The organism is Streptacidiphilus sp. EB103A (assembly GCF_041261405.1).
Lineage (GTDB): Bacteria > Actinomycetota > Actinomycetes > Streptomycetales > Streptomycetaceae > Streptacidiphilus.
This window is the reverse complement of sequence record NZ_JBGCAQ010000007.1, coordinates 80728-102917: the sequence shown is the minus strand read 5'-3', so window position 1 is coordinate 102917 and position 22190 is coordinate 80728. Positions and strand designations below refer to the sequence as shown.

General features: G+C 69.0%; 26 protein-coding genes. 4 read left to right on the top strand and 22 right to left on the bottom strand.

The window, feature by feature from the left end; genetic code table 11:
* Positions 1–452: 452 nt before the first annotated feature.
* Together ABH941_RS13375 and ABH941_RS13370 are read right to left on the bottom strand one after the other, a co-directional pair.
* Positions 453–746: a hypothetical protein gene (locus ABH941_RS13375; RefSeq protein WP_370129224.1), complete on the bottom strand. Its 294-nt coding sequence runs from the start codon at positions 744–746 to the stop codon at positions 453–455.
* A 211-nt stretch (positions 747–957) separates the two neighbouring features.
* Positions 958–2445 carry a glycoside hydrolase family 1 protein gene (locus ABH941_RS13370; RefSeq protein ID WP_370129223.1) on the bottom strand — a complete coding sequence of 496 codons (1488 nt, stop codon included), beginning with the start codon at positions 2443–2445 and terminating at the stop codon, positions 958–960.
* A 346-nt stretch (positions 2446–2791) separates the two neighbouring features.
* Between ABH941_RS13370 and ABH941_RS13365 the strand changes: the two genes are divergently transcribed.
* Positions 2792–3835, top strand: a complete 1044-nt coding sequence (locus tag ABH941_RS13365; RefSeq protein WP_370129222.1) for a LacI family DNA-binding transcriptional regulator — start codon at positions 2792–2794, stop codon at positions 3833–3835.
* A gap of 137 nt (positions 3836–3972) precedes the next feature.
* Complete coding sequence (locus ABH941_RS13360) at positions 3973–4941, top strand: slipin family protein (protein WP_370129221.1); 969 nt, start codon at positions 3973–3975, stop codon at positions 4939–4941.
* A gap of 660 nt (positions 4942–5601) precedes the next feature.
* Here the strand turns inward: ABH941_RS13360 and ABH941_RS13355 are convergent.
* Both ABH941_RS13355 and ABH941_RS13350 read right to left on the bottom strand, forming a co-directional pair.
* The gene (locus ABH941_RS13355; RefSeq protein ID WP_370129220.1) at positions 5602–5901 is read right to left on the bottom strand and encodes a hypothetical protein; all 300 of its coding nucleotides are present in this window, start codon (positions 5899–5901) and stop codon (positions 5602–5604) included.
* Positions 5898–6152, bottom strand: coding sequence for a hypothetical protein (locus ABH941_RS13350; RefSeq protein WP_370129219.1), 255 nt, complete (start codon positions 6150–6152; stop codon positions 5898–5900). Before ABH941_RS13350 ends, ABH941_RS13355 begins: the two co-directional genes overlap by 4 nt.
* 88 nt (positions 6153–6240) lie before the next feature.
* On the opposite strand from ABH941_RS13350, the gene ABH941_RS13345 reads away from it, so the two are divergent.
* The gene (locus ABH941_RS13345) at positions 6241–7011 is read left to right on the top strand and encodes a GntR family transcriptional regulator (RefSeq protein WP_370129218.1); all 771 of its coding nucleotides are present in this window, start codon (positions 6241–6243) and stop codon (positions 7009–7011) included.
* Positions 7012–7059: 48 nt separating this feature from the next.
* Here ABH941_RS13345 and ABH941_RS13340 read toward each other — a convergent pair whose 3' ends face one another.
* The 12 genes from ABH941_RS13340 to ABH941_RS13285 all read right to left on the bottom strand — a co-directional run bounded on the left by ABH941_RS13340 (position 7060) and on the right by ABH941_RS13285 (position 18494).
* Positions 7060–7332 carry a hypothetical protein gene (locus ABH941_RS13340; protein ID WP_370129217.1) on the bottom strand — a complete coding sequence of 91 codons (273 nt, stop codon included), beginning with the start codon at positions 7330–7332 and terminating at the stop codon, positions 7060–7062.
* Entirely contained in the window at positions 7332–7658 is a 327-nt protein-coding gene (locus tag ABH941_RS13335; RefSeq protein ID WP_370129216.1) for a hypothetical protein, read from the bottom strand. Before ABH941_RS13335 ends, ABH941_RS13340 begins: the two co-directional genes overlap by 1 nt.
* A 37-nt stretch (positions 7659–7695) precedes the next feature.
* Positions 7696–8538, bottom strand: coding sequence for a hypothetical protein (locus tag ABH941_RS13330; protein WP_370129215.1), 843 nt, complete (start codon positions 8536–8538; stop codon positions 7696–7698).
* A gap of 2 nt (positions 8539–8540) precedes the next feature.
* Positions 8541–9326 (bottom strand): hypothetical protein, encoded by a 786-nt coding sequence (locus ABH941_RS13325; RefSeq protein WP_370129214.1) that lies wholly within the window; start codon positions 9324–9326, stop codon positions 8541–8543.
* A gap of 66 nt (positions 9327–9392) precedes the next feature.
* On the bottom strand, positions 9393–9848 hold the full coding sequence (locus ABH941_RS13320; RefSeq protein WP_370129213.1) for a hypothetical protein: 456 nt from the start codon (positions 9846–9848) through the stop codon (positions 9393–9395).
* 78 nt (positions 9849–9926) lie between these two features.
* Positions 9927–13139, bottom strand: coding sequence for a hypothetical protein (locus ABH941_RS13315; RefSeq protein ID WP_370129211.1), 3213 nt, complete (start codon positions 13137–13139; stop codon positions 9927–9929).
* A gap of 2 nt (positions 13140–13141) precedes the next feature.
* On the bottom strand, positions 13142–16597 hold the full coding sequence (locus ABH941_RS13310; RefSeq protein ID WP_370129209.1) for a hypothetical protein: 3456 nt from the start codon (positions 16595–16597) through the stop codon (positions 13142–13144).
* Positions 16598–16618: 21 nt separating this feature from the next.
* Entirely contained in the window at positions 16619–16741 is a 123-nt protein-coding gene (locus ABH941_RS13305; RefSeq protein WP_370129207.1) for a hypothetical protein, read from the bottom strand.
* 11 nt (positions 16742–16752) lie between these two features.
* Positions 16753–17205 (bottom strand): hypothetical protein, encoded by a 453-nt coding sequence (locus ABH941_RS13300; protein ID WP_370129206.1) that lies wholly within the window; start codon positions 17203–17205, stop codon positions 16753–16755.
* A complete protein-coding gene (locus tag ABH941_RS13295; protein ID WP_370129205.1) occupies positions 17202–17648 on the bottom strand; it encodes a phage tail tube protein in 447 nt (148 codons plus the stop codon). The genes ABH941_RS13300 and ABH941_RS13295 overlap by 4 nt, the downstream gene beginning before the upstream one ends.
* A 65-nt stretch (positions 17649–17713) precedes the next feature.
* Positions 17714–18133, bottom strand: a complete 420-nt coding sequence (locus tag ABH941_RS13290) for a minor capsid protein (RefSeq protein WP_370129203.1) — start codon at positions 18131–18133, stop codon at positions 17714–17716.
* Complete coding sequence (locus ABH941_RS13285) at positions 18126–18494, bottom strand: hypothetical protein (RefSeq protein ID WP_370129202.1); 369 nt, start codon at positions 18492–18494, stop codon at positions 18126–18128. Before ABH941_RS13285 ends, ABH941_RS13290 begins: the two co-directional genes overlap by 8 nt.
* A gap of 77 nt (positions 18495–18571) precedes the next feature.
* On the opposite strand from ABH941_RS13285, the gene ABH941_RS13280 reads away from it, so the two are divergent.
* Entirely contained in the window at positions 18572–19000 is a 429-nt protein-coding gene (locus ABH941_RS13280) for a hypothetical protein (protein ID WP_370129201.1), read from the top strand.
* A gap of 13 nt (positions 19001–19013) precedes the next feature.
* On the opposite strand, the gene ABH941_RS13275 is transcribed toward ABH941_RS13280, so the two are convergent.
* The 6 genes from ABH941_RS13275 to ABH941_RS13250 are packed head-to-tail and all read right to left on the bottom strand — an operon-like array spanning position 19014 to position 22171.
* Complete coding sequence (locus tag ABH941_RS13275; RefSeq protein WP_370129200.1) at positions 19014–19334, bottom strand: hypothetical protein; 321 nt, start codon at positions 19332–19334, stop codon at positions 19014–19016.
* Positions 19331–19753 (bottom strand): hypothetical protein, encoded by a 423-nt coding sequence (locus ABH941_RS13270; RefSeq protein ID WP_370129199.1) that lies wholly within the window; start codon positions 19751–19753, stop codon positions 19331–19333. Before ABH941_RS13270 ends, ABH941_RS13275 begins: the two co-directional genes overlap by 4 nt.
* A gap of 14 nt (positions 19754–19767) precedes the next feature.
* The gene (locus ABH941_RS13265) at positions 19768–20280 is read right to left on the bottom strand and encodes a hypothetical protein (protein WP_370129197.1); all 513 of its coding nucleotides are present in this window, start codon (positions 20278–20280) and stop codon (positions 19768–19770) included.
* 10 nt (positions 20281–20290) lie between these two features.
* On the bottom strand, positions 20291–20857 hold the full coding sequence (locus tag ABH941_RS13260; RefSeq protein WP_370129196.1) for a hypothetical protein: 567 nt from the start codon (positions 20855–20857) through the stop codon (positions 20291–20293).
* Complete coding sequence (locus tag ABH941_RS13255) at positions 20854–21144, bottom strand: hypothetical protein (protein WP_370129195.1); 291 nt, start codon at positions 21142–21144, stop codon at positions 20854–20856. The genes ABH941_RS13260 and ABH941_RS13255 overlap by 4 nt, the downstream gene beginning before the upstream one ends.
* A gap of 7 nt (positions 21145–21151) precedes the next feature.
* Positions 21152–22171 (bottom strand): major capsid protein, encoded by a 1020-nt coding sequence (locus tag ABH941_RS13250; RefSeq protein ID WP_370129194.1) that lies wholly within the window; start codon positions 22169–22171, stop codon positions 21152–21154.
* Between the last annotated feature and the right edge of the window lie 19 nt (positions 22172–22190).

Sequence of the window (22190 nt, the reverse complement as noted above, 5' to 3'; positions counted from 1 at the left end):
CCTCTGGTTCCTGGGGGTGTGACCGGGGGGCTGGCGTAAGCGCTTACTGGAAATGTTCTGGGTTGACCGTAGGGCGGGGGTGGAGCTGCCGCAAGAGTGGATGTCGCTGCCGTTACGTTGATGTGACTTTTCTTCAGGAAGTGTGGCCACTGCTGGTCTTCTGTGTTCATCAAATGAACAGACGGGACGGGTTTTCCGGTGCCGGACTGAGCTGGCCCGGCGTCACATACAGGGCCTTGACCAGCTTCGATCGTCGATATGCGAGCTTTGTTGCGCCATTTCGAACGATCCCTGCCCGTTGAAGCCATGAAGATCCGAGCCGATTCCCGCGACTCGTTCGACATGCCTGGGCGGACTCCCTGCCCGGCTGTGCACGAAGCACGGCCGCGTTGCTCCGATGCGTCTGGAAGCGCTTACTGAAGCGATCAGCAGCACTGGCCGGAGGGCATGCCTCAGTGCCCGCGCGGCAGACCCCGGTGCTTGTAGACGGCGATGCCGGTGAGCACGAGTCCCAGCGCGATCGGGACGACCCCGGGCGTGCCGTCGCCGGGATCGGCGGCGTCCTCACTGGCCGGCGGATGCGGTCGGGCCGGGCGCGCGGGGGTGGCGACGTGGCCACCGGCCGGACCGGTGTCGGACATTGCGGGGCCGGAGAGGGTGGACAGCCCGCCGAGCCAGCACAACAGCAGAGCGGTGGTTGCCGCGCAGCGGCGCAGGAGCGTTCGCGGTCCGCGGGAGAGCTGCATGGTCGGTCGGACTCCCCGGGAAGGCTGCGTCGGACAGGAGTGCGCGCCGCTGTCGACACGCCCACCGGTGCAACGACCGTCCCCGCCGGGCGTTACTGCCCGTCGGGGCACGGCGTCCTGGGGCACGGCGTCTTCGGGAACGCCGTCTTGGGGAACGCCGTCGTGGGCGGCACCGACCCTCGGCGGTGCCGCCCACGCATCCCGGTCGGGGTCAGGGTTCCGATCGGGAGATCGCGCCGCGCCGGATCGTCTCCGTGTACCAGTGGGCACTGGCCTTGGGGATCCGGCGCTGGGTGGAGTAGTCGACGTACACCGCGCCGAAGCGCTTGCCGTAGCCGTACGCCCACTCGAAGTTGTCCATCAGCGACCACAGGAAGTAGCCGCGGATGTCGGCGCCGTCCCTGATGGCGGCGTGGATCGCGGCCAGATGGCCATGGATGTAGGCGATCCGCTCCGGGTCGCGGACCTCGCCCTCGGGGTTGACGTAGTCGTCGAAGGCGGCGCCGTTCTCGGTGATCATCAGCGGGAGCCCGGGGTGGTCCCGGGTCAGTCCGGTCAGCAGGTCGTAGAGGCCGGACGGGTCGATGCTCCAGTTCATCGCGGTGAGCCGGCCCGGGGGCTGGTGGAACATCACGTCCTCGGAGCCGGGCCAGGGCGAGTGCGCGCTGATGCCGTGGCCGTCGTTGCGCGCGTGCCTGGACGAGCCCTGGTCCCCGCTGGCGGAGACCACCGTCGGGTTGTAGTAGTTCACCCCGAGGACGTCGATCGGCGCGGAGATCGCGGCGAGGTCGCCGGGGCGCACCAGTTCGTCCCAGTCCACCAGGTGCCCGGTGTCCTGGCGCAGGTCGGCCGGGTAGGCGCCGTCCAGGATCGGACCGAGGAAGACCCGGTTGCCCACGGCGTCGATCCGCCGGGCCGCGTCCAGGTCGCGGTCGCTGCCGGTGAGCGGGCGGACGGCGTGCAGATTGAGGGTGATCGACAGGTGCGCGTTCGAGGCCGCGGGCAGGGCGGAGCGCAGCGCGGCGACGGCTCGGCCGTGGGCCAGGTTGAGGTGGTGCGCGGCGCGCAGTGCGTCGGTCGGGTCGGTGCGCCCCGGCGCGTGCACCCCTGAGCCGTAGCCCAGGTAGGCGCTGCACCAGGGCTCGTTGAGCGTGGTCCAGTGCCGGACCCGGTCGCCGAGGGCGTCGCCGAGCAGGGTCGCGTACTCGCCGAAACGCTCGGCGGTGTCCCGGGCCGGCCAGCCGCCCGCGTCCTCCAGTTCCTGGGGCAGGTCCCAGTGGTAGAGGGTGGCGACCGGGGTGATCCCGGCGGCGAGCAGTTCGTCGGTGAGTCTGCGGTAGAAGTCGAGTCCGCGTTCGACCGCGGGGCCGCGTCCGGTGGGCTGGACCCGGGACCAGGACACCGAGAAGCGGTAGGAGTTGAGGCCCAGCCGGCTCATCAGGGCGACGTCGTCGCGGTAGCGGTGGTAGTGGTCTGCGGCGATGTCGCCGGTGTCGCCGTTGCGGACCCGGCCGGGGGTGTGACTGTAGGTGTCCCAGATGGAAGGGGTCCGGCCGTCCTCGGCCGCCGCTCCCTCGATCTGGTAGGCGGCGGTCGCGGCGCCCCAGAGGAATCCGCTCGGGAAGTGGAGTAGTCCGTCGTCTGCGCTGACGGGCCCGGTACGGGGCGAGGCAGCGGGGAGGGGGTGGACTGCGGTCATGCGGGAGCGCTCCCAGGGGTAGGTGCGGTTCGCGAGGGGAGTACGAGGCGCTGTCGGAATCTGCCGGGCCCTCGTGGGCGTCGGAGCTCAACTGCGGTCCAGTTGCGGGCGAGGATGCAAGCGCGGGCGCCGATGCGGGAGGTACGGCCAGGATGGTGCAACAGCCTGGGAGCGCTCCCATTGCTCTGTCGACATGGTCGTGCTTGGATGAGGGAGTGTCAAGCAGTTGGGACAAAGGCCGCTGCGCGACCGGGACGTCGGCCTCCGCTCCCGTCCTCAGGGACTGATTCCGTGCGAGCTCAGGGACTAGTGTGCGACGCGAACAGAGCGGAACGGAGGACGCACCATGACCCACGTCGGCGAGAGGCCCGCGCGCCGGGGACCGGCCAGGCCCACCCTGGAGGCCGTCGCCCAGCTGGCCGGTGTCGGCCGCGGCACCGTCTCCCGCGTGGTGAACGGTGCCCCCGGGGTCAGCGACCAGGCCCGCGCCGTCGTCGAGCGCGCCATCGCCGAGCTCGGCTACGTACCCAACCGGGCCGCCCGGACCCTGGTCACCAGCCGCACCGACGCGATCGCCCTGGTCATCCCGGAGACCGAGACCAGGCTCGCCTCCGAGCCCTTCTTCGCCGAGATCATCCGCGGTGTCGCCAGCGAACTCTCGGACACCGAGATGCAGTTGCTGCTCATCCTGGTCCGCACCGCGCAGGAGCGCGAACGGCTCGCCGCCTATCTCAGCGGCCACCGGGTGGACGGCGTGCTGATGGTCTCGGTGCACTCCGAGGACCCGCTGGTCGACCTGCTCGAACGCACCGGCCTGCCGGCCGTCCTCGGCGGCCGGCGCTCCGAACTGGAGTCGCTGAGCTACGTCAACCCGGACAACTTCGGCGGCGCCTGGGCCGCGGTGCGGCACCTGGCCGGCCTCGGCCGCACCCGGATCGCCACCATCACCGGGCCGCTGGACATGGAAGGGGCGCGCAGCCGTCTGGACGGTTACCGGCGGGCCCTGGAGGAGGCGGGCCTGCCGGAGGACGAGACGCTGCTCGGGCAGGGCGACTACAGCGAGGAGTCCGGCGCTCGCGCGATGCAGCAGCTGCTGGACCGCCGACCGGAGCTGGACGCGGTGTTCGGGGCCTCGGACCTGATGGCCGCCGGAGCCATGCGGGTGCTGCGCCAGTCCGGTCGGCGCATCCCTGAGGACGTGGCCGTGGTCGGCTTCGACGACTCGGCGGTGGCCCGGCACACCGATCCGGCGATGACCACCGTGCGCCAGCCCAGCGAGGAGATGGGCCGGGCCATGGCCAGGCTGCTGCTGGAGGAGATCGCGGCCCCGAGCAGGACGCACCGGCAGATCATCCTGACCACCGAACTGATCCGCCGCGAGTCCGCCTGAACGCGGGCGCGGCCCTTGTCCTGCACGGCTCCGCGGGCACTGCTGCGGTCGGCCTGTTCCGGCCGGGACGACCGGCGAGTAGCGTGGAGTGTGGCTCTCTGTGAGCGCCTTCCTCTTGTCGACATGGGGTGACCGCGATGATCGTGGTGGATGTACTGCTCGGTGTGCTCGGGGCAGGGGCGCTGTGGCTGGCCACCGGCGTCCGGGTGGTTCAGCAGGTCGAACGAGGGGTCGTCTTCCGTTTCGGGCGGGTCCGCCGGGCGATCCGGCAGCCCGGGATCACCCTGCTGGTGCCGGTCGCCGACCGGCTCCGCAAGGTCAACGTCCAGATCATCACGATGCCGATCCCGGCCCAGGAGGGGATCACCCGGGACAACGTCACCGTGCGGGTCGACGCGGTCGTCTACTTCAAGGTCGAGGACCCGATCCTGGCCACGGTCAACGTACAGAACTACACCTTCGCCATGTCCCAGGTGGCACAGACCTCGCTGCGCTCGATCATCGGCAAGAGCGAGCTGGACGACCTGCTCACCAACCGCGAGCCGTTGAACCAGGGCCTGGAACTGATGATCGACAGCCCGGCCGCGGGCTGGGGCATCCACATCGACCGGGTGGAGATCAAGGACGTGGCGCTCCCCGAGTCGATGAAGCGCTCGATGTCACGGCAGGCCGAGGCGGAACGTGAGCGCAGGGCACGCATCATCACAGCCGACGGCGAGTTCCAGGCGTCCCGGAAGCTGTCCGACGCGGCAGCGATCATGAGCAGCACCCCGGCCGCCCTGCAACTGCGTCTGCTGCAGACGGTGGTGGAGGTCGCCGCGGAGAAGAACTCCACTCTGGTGCTGCCCTTCCCGGTGGAGCTGCTCCGCTTTCTGGACGGCGCGACTCCCGACTCCTCCAAGTCCCCGCCGCTGGTCTCCGAGGCCGCGAGGGCGGCCGCCGCCGCAGCGGCAGCCCTGGTGGAGAAGGATCTGACGGAGCAACTGAACGGCAGTGTGCCGCCGGTGCCGGAGATCCCGGAGGCCGACGTGGCGGATCTGGAGCTGGAGAGCGGTCACCCGTTCGCGAGCGGTGAGCCGCAGGAGCCGCAGTCCAAGGACAACTGACGGCCCGTAGGAGTGAGAAAAACCGCAGCCCCTGACCTCTTGCGAGGTCAGGGGCTGCGGCCCATGGGGTGAGTGACGGGACTTGAACCCGAAGTTTGAACATATCTTGACCTGCGGAAACGTCCCTATCAGGGCATGAGCATCCGACGTGATCCGATGTCATCCTCTGTCGGGCGATGTCCTCAGTCAGATGTGTGGTCGGCGGCCACACGCTCCGCCGAGTCGCGGATGTCTTCCCCGGCACTCGCGATATACGGACCGAGCCCCTACCGGGTGAGGGTAGAGGCTCGGCCTGCGCACCGCGGTGTCGCCCGGGGGGGAGGACTACCGAGGCACGCGCTCGGGGCCGCGGCGGTGCGGCGGGGTGGAGCGGGCCAGCGGTCAACGGATGACGAGCGACGTCCGGGCGGGCTCGGGTCTAGGAGCGCTCCCACTGCGGCGGCGGCACGGGGTCACTCGCATATGAATTCGAACATACGAGCGATCATAGAGGCGGCCCTCCGCTTCGGGGTAGTGCGCCTTGGGTGATCGTCTCAAGAGTTTCCGTGTATTGCGCAAGCTTTTCTCAAGACGACCCCATGTCCCCTGTGTCGAGGCCAAGTTGGCTGTGAGACGGCTATGAATCGGCGCACAGGGGCGAACGCGAGCATCACGCGCACCTCACTCGCGCGCCCCCTCGCGAAGCGCCCGCAGCAGCCTGGCTGCATCCCCCTTCGCGATGATCGCGCCGACCTCCTGCGCGACCGCCGGCCGATCCAACTCCGCCTGCAGGCGCCAGCCCATGCAGCGGCGGCAGTAGCGCGACACCGGGGCGTTCGGATAGCCCTCGTCCTCCACCTCCGTCACGCGTCCATCGGCCGGCTGATAGGCGGCCGGGCAGATGTGACAGGTGCCCTCGATCCATATCAGGGCGTTCAGCTGCTGCAGCACCTCAGGGGAGAGGTATCTGCTGTCGGTCATGACTGCCCCTTCGGTTCTTGGACTTCGGCCCACAGCACGACAGCACCGGTCTCACCGCCGCTGCCCCAGTCATCGCCGCGCTGGACCACCGCCAGGGCGGCTCGGAACGCCGCGATGGTGCACTCCTCGGGGATGGGGGCGGAGATGCGCACCCGAGCCGGTCCGACCGTTTCCACGTCCGGCTCGACCCCTGCGGCGCCCTCGATCGCGGCACGTAACCGATCAGCGCGCGCACTGAGCTGCATCTCCACCCCCTGCTAGCACGGTGTAACTGTGCCAATACAGTAACCCCAGGGTCGATACTCTGTCATCACCACCAGGCCGTGCTAGGGAGTACGAGTGACCGACGCAGAGACGACCCCGCCGTACCTCCAGGTCGCCGACGCGCTGCGCAGCCGGATTGCTACCGGCGCACTCCCACCCGGCGCGCGCCTCCCCTCCCTCACCGAGATCACCGCAGAGACCGGCTACAGCGGCACCGTCGGACAGCGCGCCTACGCTGTGCTCGTAGACGAAGGCCTCGTCATCTCCCGTGCCGGGTCAGGGCACTTCGTCCGCAGCCAGGAGCCGCCGACGGTCATGTTCCGTCGCCAGCGCGTCCAGCCCGGTGAGGGCTCGCCCGTCGCGCAGCTGCTCGCTGAGCAGGGAGTGGAGGGCACCTGGCGGCACGAGAGTTCGACCGCCCGCGCCGATGAGTCTGTGGCAGCGCGCCTCGAAATCCCTGTCGGCGACGGCGTCATGCACACCCGATACACCTACCTGGCCAACGGCGAGCCGGTGCAGCTCGCCGAATCCTGGGAGCCGCTGGACGTAACTGGTGCCTCACTGGTCGCGCTGCCCGAGGCTGGCCCCTATGCCGGCATTGGCGTCGCTGACCGCATGGCCGTGATCGGCATCAACGTCGGGGTGCCGGTCGAACGGGTCCGTGCCCGCGCAGCCACCCGGGCCGAGGCCCAGCAGCTCGGCTGTCCGCCAGCCGCGCCCGTGCTGGCCATCGATCGCACGTACTTCGACCAGGCCACGGCGCGCCCGGTGGAGGTCGCCGACATCGTGCTGCTCGGCTCCAGGTGGGTCAGCGAGTACGGCCACCGCCCCGCACCGCAGGCATGACGAATCGCCCCCGCCCGGCCGAAGCCAGACGGGGGCGAGGGGTTGAACTCATCGGCCGGTCGACTGCCACCACACCGACACCAGGCCGCCGATCCCGCACAGTGCCCCAAGGGCAGGCAGAGGCCATCGGGCCCGCTTCAGCGACTCGACATCGGACCGGAGCGGCGCCAGCTCCGTACTGGTCACCGCTGCCTGCTCCAGCGTGCGGAGGCGCTGCTCATGGTCGGCCAGGCCAGCCCCAGCGCTGTCGAGCTTCGTCTCAACCCTGGTGAGTACGACCAGGAGATCAACAGTGGTGGGCGCCTGGGCTGGCGTCCCCATCAGGCCGAACCGGCGGGCGCGGCCGGCTGGCGTGACCAGAACGCCTGAAGCCTGGCGCTGAGCCCGACGGGCTTCCAGAGTCCGAAGTGGCTGAGCACACCGGTGCCGAAGGTAACCACGGAGAGGATGGCCGCCGTGCCGAGGCGGAAGCCGCTCGGGTGATCGGCCACCTCCAGAACGAAGCCGTTCGCAGTGGAGAGCGCGAGCAGGAGCACGGCCTTGATGCCGGAGCTGGTCACCTTCGTGGTGACCAGGCCGACCAGGACCGGCAGGATCACCGCGGTGACCAGGCCGAGCCAGTATGCGAGATCAAGAGTGGGCTGCATGGGACATCCGATCATCCAGAAGGAGTTGGGGCGGCGGTCAGTGGACGGTGAAGCCGTGCTTACTGCCGAGCTTGATCAGGCTCGCGCTGCCGGGGATACCGTTGGCGTCGGCACCGGAGTAGCCACAGCGCCGCTGCCACGCCGCATAGGCGGACACCGTCAGGCTGCCGAAGCTGCCGTCCACCCACTGGCTGGCGAGTAGCACCTCGGCCTGGAGCGCCTTCTCGACCGGCAGGCAGTCGGCGCGGTGCAGCGCGGACCCCTGCGGCGCGGCCGGGTCGTGCTTCGCCGCGGCGATGACGTTGGCCAGCGACACGCTGACGGTCGGGGACGGTGCGGGCGACCAACGCCAGGACGTCACTGCGGTGCCGCCGCGAGGGTCCTTGGGGTCGGCGGTCGGCGGGCACTGGCCGTCCGGGAACCGCGGCGCCATGTAGCCGGTCACGTAGGAGTCCGCCCGGGCGTGGGAGTGCGACCAGACGCCGTTGCCCTGGCCGTTGTCGACCGCGCCGGTCTCCAGCGAGTTGCCGCCCTTGGTGTAGACGTTGGTGGCGTCGAAGCCGATGACGATCTCGGTGTGCGCGCCGTTGCCGAAGTCCACCAGGGCGCCGATACTCGGGTACTCGCTCCACTGGCCGTGCGCCTTGGCCCAGTCCGCCATGACCCCGACGCTGGCGGTCTTGGGCACGATGGCGTCCAGGCCGACGTCGTGGAACATGTCCCAGTCGAACTCCATGCACCAGGACACGCCGTCCCAGCCGTACTCCTTGCCGAACTGCGTGCGGTTGTCCCAGCCTTCGCCGGACACCCACGTCTCGTAGATGCGCTCAGGGATCGACTCGACGTGGTCGACCAGGGTGCGCCACTGTGCAGTGGTCATGATCAGCTCTCCGTTCCGGCGCCGAGGCGGCGGCCGGTCACGGCCCGGTACGCCGCCGCAAGGGCGGTCGCGTCCAGGCCCAGCTTGTTCTTGCCGGTGTGCGGGTCGAAGTCGTCAGCGCTGACGATGACCCACGCCTCGCTGAAGTACTTACGGAAGAACTCCCAGCTCATCGCCTGCACGGCACCCCACGTGACGGCCTTGAGCCCGTCCGCGTCGTAGCCCCCGACAGTGACGCAGTGCCCGCCCTCGATCGGCGACCCCGGCGCCACGGTCCACGGCTCGCCAGCGTTGAACTGCTGCATGGCGGACTCCGGCACCTCGAACCCGCAGTACAGCTGACCGAAGGCGCTGATGGCCCGCTCGACCTCCACCTTGGACCGGACGTTGACCTTGGCGAACGCGAGCGGCTTCTCGCCGAGGAAGCCGAGCTTCTGCCAGGTCTCCAGCACGGTCTGGCAGACCGCGCCCTGATCCGAGTTGGGGTCGCCCGGCCGGTAGCCGAAGTTCTCGTAGAACGAGACGACCTCGGCCGTGGTCACCTCCAGCAGGGTGCCCTGGTTGGACCAGACGTCGCCGATGCGCTTGTGGCCGACGCCGGCCACCGTGCAGTCGCCGAGCTGGTCGTTGCCGAGCATCCCCCAGCCATACGGCGGTACGTCGGACAGCCAGTCCGAACTTGCGGGCGGGGGCGGCAGCTTGCTGTCGAGGACGTCGGCGAGCTTGATGTGGGGGCGGTTGTCGTCGTGCGGGCGACGGCCGCCGCGGAACGTGATGGGCTGACGCATGGTGCTCCCTCTTGTGGCTGGGCATGAAAAAACCCCAGGCCATTCGGTCCGGGGCGGCGGGTGGTCTTAGTTGCTTTCCCACCTGGCTTCGAAGGTGGTGAAAGCGGGCACGGTATTCAGCGGAGTGGTGCCGGAATTCTGGTCGACGTAGGCCTCTACGTAATCCGTGGTCCCGTTGAAATACACCATCGGCGCGACTACTTGAATGACGGTATTGAAGGCCGATCCGGAAGTCGCAACGCTGACCTGTTTGATGATGTTTGCCGACCCGTTACGGCAGATCTCCGCCATCCGGGCCCCGGTCGCATTGGGGACGAAACCCGCGGTCACCGTGATGCTGTAGTAGCCAGCCCGCTGCGGCGTGAGCCGCGTCGGCTGGCCAGACGCCCACATGCCCGTCGTGTCCAGGGTCGGCGTCGGCCAAATCAGGGCGGTGACTGCACTACTGGTGAGACCCTGCACAGCGGTTTGCGTGAGTGATGCGGCAGGCCGGGCCAGCAGAAAATTGATGGCCGTGACCATCACATTGAGGAGCGAAGCCAGAATTCGCTGACCGGCAGACCAGGCACTCGCTGGCGAAATTGAACTCATGAGTCCCCGTCAGTAGGAGGTAATGGCGGGCTGATAGAGGCGCACATCGGTGCCTGCGGCCTGCGGCTTGACGATTCCGTTGACCGCCCGGGTCACATCCATCTGCTGTGGGCTCGTCGCGTTGGTGCTGGTGGGCACCAGGCGGATCGCGGAGACATAGGCGATGGCCGACGATGCGGGCGTGCTGCCGAAGCGGAACCGCGGTCCGGCCTGCGACGTGGAAGCCGGGGCCGTGAGGACCTGCTGCAGCATCGTCCAGGTGCCGGCGGCAACCACCGTGGCGGAACCCAGACCGCTGGACAGGAACACGCCGCTGGCGTCGTACCAGTCGACGCACGCGCGCAGGTCAGACCAGCCGCCAGGACTCAGGACCCAGCAGGACGCCGTATAGGTCGCGCCTGGAGTCAGCGAGCCGACACCCGTCAGCGCTCCACCGACTCCGCCCGACGCCGAGGTGCCGTTCGGCGTCACCAGCAGCGACGCCACTGCGCGGGAGACCGGCGGCACGAACGCCGTCGTCCGGGCGATCGTCGCGTTGCTCGGCGACCAGCCCGAAGCATCCGTGAGCAGGAACGGGTTGCCGCTCAGGTTGTGGCCGACGGTCGTCACGGTCATCTGCTCGCCACCGACCATCACATCGAACGGCAACTCCGTCGGATCCGTCGTCCAGAGCAGCCCGGAAGGCGTCGCCACAGACATCGAGGTGGCCGCCGCCGTGATGCCCGACTGCAGGGTGCTGCCGTCCGTATCCCCGCGCCCCAGCAGCAGATCGTCAAGTACTCCCACGATCCACGGGCCGGACGGAGTGGCGTTGAAGACCATGTCCCAGGTGATCGAGCCGACGGTCTCCGAGTAGCCAAGCACCTGCTGGGAGATCGCACCAACGCCCTCCCAAGACGGGAGATTGGTGATGGCGAGGCCGTCCCAGCAGTCCAGCGACGCCGCCTGAGCCTGCTGAGTAGCCCCCAGGCGCTGCATGTTGACCGGCACACTCGGATACCGGGACTCATCCCACGTACCCAGGTGCACAAGCCATCCGGCGGCGTCCAGGGCCTGCGCATCCGTGAACAGGCTCAAGGTCTTCGAGTCGTCATACGGCCCGACCCCGGCGAACGGCGGCGCGATCGACAGGGGCCCGGTCTTCTGCTGCACCCGCGCCCAACTGCCGCCGCTGCGCGTCACGGTCATGTCGTTCTTCAGATTCGCGTCGTCGTCGGTGGGTTCCAGTGGCGGCGCGATACCGGGCTGCGTGTAGTCGAGCGTCAGCGCGGCAGCCTGGTTGTAGGCCGTGGAGCAGCTGCGGTACGCCAGGCCGATCTGTTCGCGCTGCTCGTACAGGATCCCCATGTCGGCGTCGGCCGCGGCCTGGAGGAGCGACATGAAGTTGTCGATGCCCTGCGGACCGAGTGCTGCGCTGGCGCCGGGGGCGCTGGTGGCCAGCATCGGGATCTGTTCCTCGGCGCAGAGCCGTGCGATCCGGTCCACAGCCTGCTCGCCGGCCCAGCCGACGATGGCGCTGTTGGAGTTGGTGTAGGCGTCCGAGCTGCTGGCGATGGACAGGTGGCCCACCGCGGTGTCGCCGAGCGCGGCATCCTCGGCGACACGGACCGTCGTCGCCACCCCGAGGGTGGCGCTGGCCAGCGTGCCCGTGAACACCGAGCCGTTGGTGACACCGAGGGTCGACGTGGCGATGTTGATCGCGTACAGGGACCAGTCGACGCCGCCTGTGCTGTTGTTCGACAGCCGCAGGTCGAGCAGCAGCTGAGTGCCGTTGACGACGCCGTAGGAGACGCCGCCAGTGTCCGTGAGCAGGGTGCCGATGCTGGAGTAGGCCCGCAGGTACAGCAGTCCAGCCGTGTCCAGCAGGATCGTCCACAGGGCCGCTGTGCCCCTGTTGGTGATGCTCAGGAGACGCTGCACGCCTGGTACTCCCGCCGAGGCGGCGCACAGGAACATTCGGGCGTAGATCGTGCCGGTATCCGTGTAGGTCGGCACGGTGCCGGTCAGGACGCCGGTGTTCATGGTGGGCAGGGCATCGGATGCGGCCCAGCCGGTGTACTGCGCCGGCGAGATCGCCCCCGCGATGGTCATTGCCGGGGCTCCGGGCAGGGCGGACGCAATGCTGGTGGCCTGGGCGCCATCCTCCATCGGCCAGTACGCCACCACCTGGGTACGGCTCGGTGCCGTCATATCGCGGCAGACCGCCGAGCGCAGGGGTGTTGAGCCCTGGCGGAGGCGCCGCAGGATGCCGGCACCCGCCACGGGCACCCACACGTCCGTGCCGGACGCCACCCAGCGCGAGGGCCACTCCGCCACCTCGGCGACCACGCGGGTCATGCGGGTGGTGATCTCGCCCCAGCCGCCGATCGTCCACGGCAGGCCGGAGCCGTCCGTGAACGAGGTCGTGCCCGCGGCCTGCGCGCTGAAGATCGGGTTGGCGACCAGGGTGCCGGCGATGCCGTTGCGCACCTCGGCGCCGTAGACGTCACCGATGTAGGGCGTCGTGCTGAGGGAGGAGTCGCTGTTGCCGATGCGCAGGTTGGCCGTTCCGGCGAACACCGAGGTTGTGCCGCCGGTGGTAACGGAGGTGCTGGCGAGCGTCCACGGGCCGGCGAGGGACGTGGCCCAGTAGAGCGAGGCCGTCCAGCCGCCGGAGCCGTTGTTGACCTGCAGAGTGACTCGGACTGCGGCGTGGCGGGGCATCGTCGCCGGCAGGGCGAGCTGCACGCCGTTGCTGGCCACGCCGTCCGTGGACCAGTTGAGGATGAGCGACCCGTTGCCAAGGGTCAGCTGCCAGCAGCGCTGACTGGCGTTCCGGTTCCAGCGGGACATGAGCATGGTGTGGCCGGAGGTGTACCACTGTCCGGCCAACTCGCAGCGCAGGTCCAGGTCACCGGTGATGTGCAGCGCTGCGGTGTCGGGTGTGGATGCGCCGTCGGCCGCCCCGCCGGGCAGGTGCAGGCGGAGGTCGGTCGACGGAAGCGAAACCCGCATCTGGCTGTTGCGCCCGAACTGCCCGAAGTAGGGCCCCACCGGGTTCTTCGGCGAGTACTTGCCGAGCTTGTTGCGGATGGACAGGGCCAGCCGTGCGGGGTCCGTGGTGGATCCCTGCGCGGACTGGCCCCGGCTGATGGCGATGAGGTCGCGCAGCAGGATGTCGTTGGTGATGTCCACCCAGGCGCTGCCGACGGCCAGTTCGACCTTGACGGGGATGGTGCCCATGCTCATCCCCTCCCGGCCACGCCGAGGGCCGCTTGGACGTTGCCCCCCAGGCTCTTGACCGTCTTGCGGATGGGGTCGAGCACGATCTCGCCGAGCACCTTGTCGCCGATGGACAGGTGGACGTGCATCGGCTGCGACGCAGCGGCCGAGCCGCCGGACCGGGCGACGTTGCCACCCACCGAGCCGCCGCGGCCCAGCAGACCCGGCGTCAGACCCGGCAGGCCCGCGGTGATGCCGCCGAGCTGCTTGTGCAGCGCGGGTACCTGCGAGTCGATGCCGGCCATGAAGCCGCGCAGCACCAAGGCGCCATTGGCGGACAGGATCTTGGCGTCTGTGGCTGGCGGACCCTTCCAGCTCGGCAGCAGGTTCGTCAGTGACGACAGGGTGTTCTTGACGTCATCGAATCCTTGCTCGATCCCGTGGATGAAGCCCTTGATGATGGAGCCGCCAGCCCCCAGCAGCAGGCTGCCGAGGTCGCCGAGGGCGTGCAGCAGCATGGACGGCAGGTTGCGCATCCACGTGATCGCGGGCTGCATCCACGCCACGATTCGCGCCGGGAGGGCAACGAAGATGCTGGCCAGGAAGCTGATCCAACCGGAGATGGCTTGCTTGACGTAGCCGAGGGCCTGCGAGAAGTGGCCTTGCAGGAGCGCGGCCAGGGCCGAAATCGCGGGAATGATCACACCCGAGATGTATTTGGCCAGGGTGCCGGACAAGATCGTCGCCAGCTTGCCGACGATGCCGATGACCGGCGTGATGATCGGGACCAGCACGGACAGGCCCTTGCCGATCAGCACGGCCAGCTGCTGAATCACTGGGGCCACGGCCACGAGCAGCGCGGCGAACGTCCCGGACAGGATGCCCAGACTGGGGGACAGGGCGACGACCAGCTGAGTCAGCACGGGGAGCAGGGCGCCGGTCAGCGTCGTGATGATCGTCACCAGGGGCGTGATGATCGTCGGCAGCTGGGCCAGGATCGGCGCCAGCAACGACATGAGCGCGCCGCCCAAGGCCGCTACCAGCGGGGCCAGTTGACGGAAGATCGTTCCGACTCCGGCGAGAATCGGGGTCAGCCCAGCAGCCAGCAGGCCGATCAGGCGACCGGCTATCGGCAGCAACGGGGCTACAGCGACTAGGAGTTGACCCACGGCCTGAGCCGCAGCCAGCAGCACCGGACCCAGGGCGGCGATGATCGGCGACAGCCCGGCACCCAGTGCGGCGATCAGCGTCTGGACCGGTGGACCCAGGGCAGTGAGCACCGGTGCGATGACGCCGAGGGCGGACATGAGCAGCGGAGCAGCCTGCGTGGCCAGCGCGTTCATCACGCCGAACAACGCCTTGAGCGCGGACAGGACGGCCGGGCTGGCGAAGGCCTTCGCCAGGGTGCCGCTGATCGTCTTGAGGACGTCCAGGAACGAGCCGCCGCTCGCCGAGGTCGCCTTGAAGACGCTCATGAGGATCGAGCCGACGTTGACGCCGACGCTGATCAGTTCCTTGATCAGTGACACGGCATCGCTGATCGCGGTCTGGAGACCGCCCGAGGCGAACGCCTTGCCCAGGGATGCGCCGATCGAGGCCGCGCCGGAGGCCACCGAGGCGGTGAGCTTCTGGAACGTCGGCCCGGCCGCGGCAGCCAGCTGCCCGAAGGCCGTGACTACCAGGCCGGGGATGCCGACCAGGTTATGCAGGCCGGCCGAAGCGCTGCCCATGGCCTGTCCCAGGACACCGGAGCTGGCCAGGTTCCGGGCAGCGCTGAGGACGCCGAGGCCCATGGCGTTCATGGCCCCGGCGGAGGAGACGAGGTTGGCGCGCAGGACGGGCAGTACGGACGTGGCTGTCGAGGCCAGGGCCCCCGCCAGGCCGAGGAACAGGCGCTGCTGGACGTCCAACTGGAGGCTGTGCCAGGCCGGTTTGAGGGCGATGACCTCGCGCACGAACGCCTGCGCCGACGGGGCCAACTTGGACATGGCGGTCGCGAGCGCGTTGGCAGCCCCGCCGCTGCTGATCATGGACTGCCGAAGGGCTTCCTGGGCCTTCTGAATCGACTCCAGGCCCTGCTGTGCCGTGCGGGCCATGGCCTGCTGCGCGAGCTGCACAGCCTGGACCTGGTCCCGGATGTTCTGCTGCGACTTGGCAACCTGGGACTGCGCGGAGACCACTGCGGCCGAGCCGTTCACCCCGGCCTTGTTCGCCGCCGCAGTGTCCGACTGGAGCCGCTGGACCGTGATGCCCTGCTCTTTCAGGTGCTGCTGGGCCTGGTCGTAGGCGAGCTGGTCCTTCTGGATCTGCTCGGCGGTGACCGCGCCGCCCTTCATCCGGTCGCCGTTGAGCTGGGCGAGCGCGTCCTGGACGTCCAGGACGGCCTGACGCTGTGCCTGCTGGGCGTCGATCAGGTTGTTGTTCTGGTCCTGGAGATCACGCGCCGCCTGCACCCGGGCGGCGTTGAGGGCCTTCTGGGCCTGCGTCGCCTGGATCTGGGCATCGGTCAGGGCGCGTTCGGCGCTGGTGACCGTGCGCGCCGCCGCGGCGTTGGCGACGGCAGCCTGCGCGGTTGCGTCCCGGACGGCGCGCTGGGCGTCCGCGAGCTTCTGGGCGGAGTTGGCTGCGGCTCCGGCGGAGCTGCTGGTGTCGGCGAAGGCGGCCTTGAGCGCCGAGCCGATACCCGCTGCGCCGATCTTGATGGCGGCCCCGGCCTGGGCGACCGCCAGCACCGCCGTGGTCGCAACCGCAGCCGCGGGGACGATGTTGACCAGTGCGCTGATCAGGCCAGCGATCGCAGGCGTCGCGCCCACGATCATGCCGGTCATCGAGGTGGCCATGCCGCCGACGGCGGAGAGCGCACTGGCCAGCATCCCGAGGGCTGAGGACGCCCTGCCCGGCCCGTCGTTGTTGCCGACGTCACGCTCAGCCGCAGCAACAGCCACCAGGCCGGCGACGGCCGTTGGAGCGTTGGTGTTGATCTGGACGTTGGCGCGGGCGTGGTCGAGGTCGGCGACCGCGCGCCGAGTCGTCTCCAGGGTCACCAGCGCGTCGGCCGCGTTGGTCTGCACCCGGATGTCCGGGTGCGAGTCAACGAGGGACTGGAGTCCGGCGCGGATCTCCGTGATCTCCCGGTCGACGCCCTCCACCGGGGCGTCGACGTCGATCGTGGCGGACAGCCGCCGGATGCGGTCCACCAGCCGGGCCACGTCGGCATCGGCGGGGCGGCTGTTGGCGTCGACCGCGATCTGCGGGTGCAGATCGGCCAGCGACGCATCCAGGTTGGTGCGGATGCCGGCGCCGATGGCCTGCCCGATCTGGGCCGACTGCCGGATGACATCGCCCTGCGTGTTCCGCAGGGTCCCGTTGATGTCGCGCCGCAACCCGGCGACCGCCAGCTCTGCCCGGGAGATGCCGGCCGCGGCCCCGCTGTCGTCCAGGTCGAACGTGGCCACCAATTCGCCGACGGTCATGCTCATTGCCGACCACCACCTCTCTGGTCAGCTGTGCAATGCGCCCGCGATCTTGTCGGGGTCGTCCACGACGGAGATTTCGTCCCCGGCCATCTGCCGCCAGACGGAGTCAGCGGACAGCCCGCCGAGCAGCACGTAGAAGCTCCGCACGGATAGGGCGGCTATCGCCTTCGGCGCGAGCCGGTACTCCCGGCGGAAGTCCGCTTCGACTGCCCACCACCAGCGCCGGACCGCCCGTTCTGTGCGGCTCGCCTCTGCTCCCGGTTCGGCGCTTGTGGGTTTCCCTCGGCCCGCTGCATGAGTTCGTATGCCTCGCGGAACGTCAGGTCGTGGCCCTTGGCCCGGGCGATGCCCCAACCGAGGGCGGTCAGGAAGCCGCGGGCGGTCATCCCTCCGTCCAACCACTGCTGGTAGACGTCCTCGCCGAACAACTCGTTGACCAGGACGGCGACGTCTTCCTCGCGGTCGGAGTCCTGGAACCGCTTCAGGCGCTGTTCGAAGTCCATGGACACGTCGACAGGCACGCGGACGGTCACGCCAGCGATGACCTCGGTCTCTGCCGAGCCCTGGACCTCGGCCCAGAACGCATCCCAGGACTGGTGCTGCTCGGTCACGGGCGGACCGCCGTGCCGGACGCACCGGTGCGCTTCAGGGTCACGGACCACGACACCTTGTCGTTGTCGCCGCCACCCTCGTCACCCATGGCGGCGGTCGCCTGCCACACCACGTAGTTGGCATCGCCCGGAGCGGCGAACCGGAATGTGCCGATCGAGGCGTCGCCGACCTGGTCGGCCAGGGTCTCGACCAGCAGCTGACCCGGGTCGAGCGCCCCGGTCGCCGGGTCCTTGAGGCGGAAGCCCTGCAGCTTCATGTTCTTGCCGCGCTGCATGATCTCCGACTCTTCGTTGCCCTGGCTGGCAAAAGTCGTGAGATCGGTCTCCTTCATGTCCGTGCCCCGGGTGAAGGTGTTCAGCCCGTTGATCTGCACGTATGTACCGCCAACGGGGTCGAGCATCTGGAAAATGACGTCGCGCGCGTTGTACTTGGTAGCGGCCATGGGGGTTCCTCCGGGCATGGCTCATGGCCCGTCCGCGTACGCGGCAGGCTCGGGGTGATCGGGGGTCAGACGCGGTGCGCGGTGATCGAGCGGATCTCCAGCGCGTAGTTCGTCACGTGCTCGAACCGGCGCTGGTCGTCCTGGCCCATCAGCGTCGGCGTCTGGATCGCATTGCAGGACAGCAGCAGCGTGCCGTCCGGCAACGTCAGTGGGCCGAGGCCCTGCAGCTCGTTGTAGAGGGCGGTCGCCCGAGTGCGGGAAGTGCGCGGGTCAATGTCCCCACGCACCCTGACCTGCAAGTTGGTGTAGTCGTAGCCGAGGCGGCTGTCGGGCTGCTGGCCGCCGTACAGCGACAGCACCACGGCAGAGTCCGGGGCCGCCGGCATCGTCTCGATGAAGCAGTCCCCAGTGACGCCGGTCGGCTCGTACTCGACCAGGCCTGCGGCCATGAGGTGCTGCGCGAGGCCGTCCAGGAGATCAGCCAAGGCGACCCCCGAGGAATCCCTCGCGCCTGATCGTCTCGGCGACGATGGCGAGCATGACCGCGCGCTCGGTATTGAGCGGCTGCTCAAGGTACTTGGCCTGCCTGCCGGGCAGGTGCTTCCAGGTCAGCTCTTCGTGCTGGCGGACGGCATACACGGTGTCGTAGGAGATGGTGCCGGCGGCGTTGGTGCCGTCCATGGTGACCTTGCCGGATCGCTCCAGCGTGCCCTCATCGAGCGGGACCAGCTTGTTGGCCACACCTAGGGTGTGCTCCAGGGCGAGCTGCACGCCGTGCGCCGACGCGCGCTTCGTACTCCGCAGCCACGCGCGGCCCTGCCAGTTGAAGCTGCCGGACTGGGTCACCAGGCGCCTCCTCAAGGGTCCTTCTGGGTGGTCTACTAATGGGTCTGTCCCTCGATGGAAATTGGAGAAGCATGGACATGCGCGATGAGGCCAGGCTGATGCTCACCCAGAACCTGGCAGCGAGGGCTGAGGCCATCGACAGCTACCTGCAACCCGGCGAGACACTACTCGCAAGTAGCGCAGGCGATCTCCATCGTGTGGCACCTCCGCTGGCAGATGACGCGACCACCGAAGAGGTCCTTGACAGCATCTTTATTCCTGACGGTGACTTCGTCCTCACCGATGCGAGGCTCATATATCGGGACTCTCGAAGCAACGTCGCAGTGATGCCCCTTGAGTCTGTGACCCGATGGCACCAAAAGGTGTCGCGGGCCTACAACCCATCAAGGCGCATTCTCGACATCGACTTTCATTTGTCTGACGGCAGGGTGTACCTCGTTGTCACTGGAAAGGTATTTGCCAAGCAGATCCGCAAGGCAGGGAAAATACGTCGATCCTTCTGGTAGGCGCACCATTGGCCTATTGCAGCTGGAGTTCCAGGTGATCCGGTGTGCCGAGGTTTCCGCCGTCGCGGCGCAGGGCGTTGATGACCGCGGTCACCGTGCCGTCCGCCAGCGTGATCCGGGACAGGGCCGGGGCGTTGGTGCCGAGCGCGCAGATCGCCTGCGAGCTGGACGTCACCTGTGTCCCGTTCGGGCCGGCCACGCGCTTGGTCTGCTCATCCACGAAAGCGGGCACCCCGGGCACCGCCGGGCCGTACTTGGGCCCATAGGCGCTGTCACCCAAGTACGGCTCGATGGTGATCCGATGCTGCAGCAGCGTCTTCGGGAAGCGGCTCACCAGCGAGCCACCCCCAGGCGGAAGACGTGCGGTGACAGCTCGGCCGAGAGCAGCACGTCCCCGACCTCCGGCGCGATCTCCCGGGCGGCCGACGCCGAGGCACCGACCGCGGTGGGGGAGCGCCGCTGGAGCTTGACGGAGCCGATCTGGACGTCGTCCCAACCGGCGCCCAGCGCGCCCTTACTGTCGCCGAGTTCATCCCACCAGTCGACCTGCGCGCACACGGCGTCGCGCATGGCTGCGGCGACGTCCGGGTCCGTCGGCAGGCCGGTGATGGGGTCGACGTCGTAGACGTACAGCCGGAACAGGTCGGCGTCCAACAGGCGTGATGCCCGCTGGAGCAGGTTGTCCGCGCTGTCCGGTGCAGCGCTGCCGGTGTAATTGACCAGGTCCGTGGCGGTGGCGTAGACGCGGGCCATGGGGGCACCTCCCGTCAGACGCTGGCGCCGATGAGCACTACGTCGTAGGTGACCGGGGTGCCTGCACCGCCGTTGAGGACGTGCAGCAGGTCGGCCGTTGACGGGGTGACCGCATAGGCGGTGACGTCCGGTGCGATCAGGGCGAAGGTGCCGCCGGGGCGGACGGTAACCGTGTGCGTCGCGGCCCCGCACCAGCTCACGAACCCGTTCGCCGCTGCGTTGCCCACCACCACGTTGTTGGTATTGGCCGCACTCGCACGGAAGATCATCGCCTTGATGCGGGCGAAGGTGATCGTGGCGCCAAAGGCATCGGTGAGGGTCCCAGCGAGGTCGAGATCCTCCGCGGCGGAGAGCGCCAGCGTCCGCGTGGCGGCGTACATCTTGTCGGCCTGGTTCGCGCCGGTGCCGGAGCCGAGCGGCGTGATCTGCGAGAAGGCCAGCCCAGCCTGCGGGGTGGCCAGGCCGGACGGCCCGAACAGCGTGGCCATCGCCGCGACGGTGAGCTGAAGGTTGGACAGAGAAGGCATGACGGTCCTCTCAGGTCGCGACGACCAGCGGGACCTGCCGCTGGAAGGCCGGGGAGGCGACGGTGGCGGGCGCGGTGGTCGTCAGGGCGGATCCGGACGTCTGCGCGAGGTTGACCTCGCCGGTCAGGAACGGCCGCGCACCGGTGGCGCCGACCAGGGTGGGCACGGTGGCTGCGGCGACCATGATGTCGACCAGGTACAGGCCGCTGGCGGTGATCTTCACCGGGGTGGCCAGGGCCAGGGTCTTCACGGTGTCCGCAGCCCACGCGGCGGCACCCTGGTCCGCGGTCTGGCCCAGCAGGGTCGACCCGGCCGGGTTGTGGAGCGCGAACCAGCTGTGCGTGGGGGTCACGGCCGCGGTCCCGCCGGAGATGGCCGTCAGGTTGGAGACGGTGTCCCCGGCGTTGAGCCACAGCGGCACCGTGGTCATCACGCCGGAGGTCAGCGCTGCGACGTCGTCACCGGTGCGCGGCAGGTTGGCCCGGTGGAACACGTTGTCCGGGTCGGGGCGGTCGATGACGTTGAGGTAGCCGAGGGCGTTGCGGACTACGCCGCGGTATGCGCCGAGGGTCGTCACTTGGATGCTCCCTTCGCGGGGTCGGACGGGGTGGCGGCGGCGAGCTGGGCCTTGAGGTCGGCGTTCTCGGCCTCCAGTTCGGTGACGCGCGCGGCGTCGCCCGCACCGACGGTCTCCTCTGCGGGGAGGTCGGCGATGTCCTCCACCAAGTAGCCCTGACCGCGGAAGTAGATCAGCGCGGCGTCGTTGTCGTCGTCGCTGACGAAGGCGTGGCCCTTGACGAAGCTGATGGCGCCGACGTCGCCGGTGAATCCGGGAACGGGCGTGGTGACTCGGAATGTGGTCATGGTCGCCTCACTGGACCTTGACGCCGCGGAGTACGGCGCTGCTCTTGGTGTTCTTCAGGACGGCTGCCAGGGGGCCGATCTCGACCTCGCCGGACTTCACGGCTCCGGCGACGGTCCAGTTCGGCAGCCAGGTGCGGACCAGGCTGCGGCCGGCCACAGCGGCGCCGTGGAAGGCGTCCAGGCCGAAGGTGACGGCGTAGATGTCGGTCAGGCCACCGGAGGTGATGGGGATGATCGGCGAGGATCCGTCGTAGCGGTCACCGATGTCGACCAGCACCCAGTCGCCGTACATCTCGATCTGACGGCCGAGGTCGTCCTTGGCGTTGGTGTAGAGCGCGGCCCAGCGGGCGAGCGCACGCACGCGCGTGATGCTCTTGGTGTTGCCGATGATGGCCTTGCGGCCGGGCGGCAGGGATCCGGGGGCGCCCTGGTCGCCGGAGCCGGTGTGCGACGGGACGACGGTGGACAGCAAGTCGTCGAACTCGTCCAGGCGGGAGTTGGCCAGGGCCTGGGTGTTGACGGTGGCCGCGGTCCAGTCCGCGCTGCCGGAGACGTACCCGGCGGACTTCTCGGTGGTGGAGCCGACCAGGGCCTTGGACAGGCCGTCGAAGCCGGTCGCGTCCACGGCCGTGTCGCCGAGGATGATCTCCTGGCCCAGGCGGACCGGGATGGTGGTGAGGAGCTGCTGCATCTGGAACGTCAGCTCGTTGGTGGCCGCAGAACCGAGGTCGGCAAGGACGCGGTCCAGGCTGAAAGCCCCGCCGAAGGGCTTCAGGTCGACGGTGTAACGCTGCCGCGCGGCCTGGTTGGTCGGGAACTCCTGGTTGTACGTACGGAAGGCGGCCGGGGCCGCAGCGGTCAGCCGGGTGTAGCCGTAGGTGAGGGATCCTCCGCCCGTGCCCGGCGTCACGACGTCGTCCCAAACCATCTGGTCGAACAGCCAGCTGTAGCGACGCAGGTTGTCGATGACGGCGTAGTCGATGTCGTTCTGCGAGTTGATCTGTGCCTGCGCAAGGGTTACGGGCATCGGATCCTCCGAACTGGCC

Coding starts and splice junctions, on each gene's coding strand:
- ABH941_RS13270 (WP_370129199.1), bottom strand. CDS start 19,753: ATGGCCCGCGTCTACGCCACCGCCACGGACCTGGTCAATTACACCGGC.
- ABH941_RS13375 (WP_370129224.1), bottom strand. CDS start 746: ATGCAGCTCTCCCGCGGACCGCGAACGCTCCTGCGCCGCTGCGCGGCA.
- ABH941_RS13280 (WP_370129201.1), top strand. CDS start 18,572: ATGCGCGATGAGGCCAGGCTGATGCTCACCCAGAACCTGGCAGCGAGG.
- ABH941_RS13355 (WP_370129220.1), bottom strand. CDS start 5,901: ATGACCGACAGCAGATACCTCTCCCCTGAGGTGCTGCAGCAGCTGAAC.
- ABH941_RS13330 (WP_370129215.1), bottom strand. CDS start 8,538: ATGACCACTGCACAGTGGCGCACCCTGGTCGACCACGTCGAGTCGATC.
- ABH941_RS13310 (WP_370129209.1), bottom strand. CDS start 16,597: ATGAGCATGACCGTCGGCGAATTGGTGGCCACGTTCGACCTGGACGAC.
- ABH941_RS13325 (WP_370129214.1), bottom strand. CDS start 9,326: ATGCGTCAGCCCATCACGTTCCGCGGCGGCCGTCGCCCGCACGACGAC.
- ABH941_RS13370 (WP_370129223.1), bottom strand. CDS start 2,445: ATGACCGCAGTCCACCCCCTCCCCGCTGCCTCGCCCCGTACCGGGCCC.
- ABH941_RS13250 (WP_370129194.1), bottom strand. CDS start 22,171: ATGCCCGTAACCCTTGCGCAGGCACAGATCAACTCGCAGAACGACATC.
- ABH941_RS13335 (WP_370129216.1), bottom strand. CDS start 7,658: ATGCAGCCCACTCTTGATCTCGCATACTGGCTCGGCCTGGTCACCGCG.
- ABH941_RS13315 (WP_370129211.1), bottom strand. CDS start 13,139: ATGGGCACCATCCCCGTCAAGGTCGAACTGGCCGTCGGCAGCGCCTGG.
- ABH941_RS13255 (WP_370129195.1), bottom strand. CDS start 21,144: ATGACCACATTCCGAGTCACCACGCCCGTTCCCGGATTCACCGGCGAC.
- ABH941_RS13340 (WP_370129217.1), bottom strand. CDS start 7,332: ATGGGGACGCCAGCCCAGGCGCCCACCACTGTTGATCTCCTGGTCGTA.
- ABH941_RS13295 (WP_370129205.1), bottom strand. CDS start 17,648: ATGGCCGCTACCAAGTACAACGCGCGCGACGTCATTTTCCAGATGCTC.
- ABH941_RS13320 (WP_370129213.1), bottom strand. CDS start 9,848: ATGGTCACGGCCATCAATTTTCTGCTGGCCCGGCCTGCCGCATCACTC.
- ABH941_RS13365 (WP_370129222.1), top strand. CDS start 2,792: ATGACCCACGTCGGCGAGAGGCCCGCGCGCCGGGGACCGGCCAGGCCC.
- ABH941_RS13360 (WP_370129221.1), top strand. CDS start 3,973: ATGATCGTGGTGGATGTACTGCTCGGTGTGCTCGGGGCAGGGGCGCTG.
- ABH941_RS13265 (WP_370129197.1), bottom strand. CDS start 20,280: ATGCCTTCTCTGTCCAACCTTCAGCTCACCGTCGCGGCGATGGCCACG.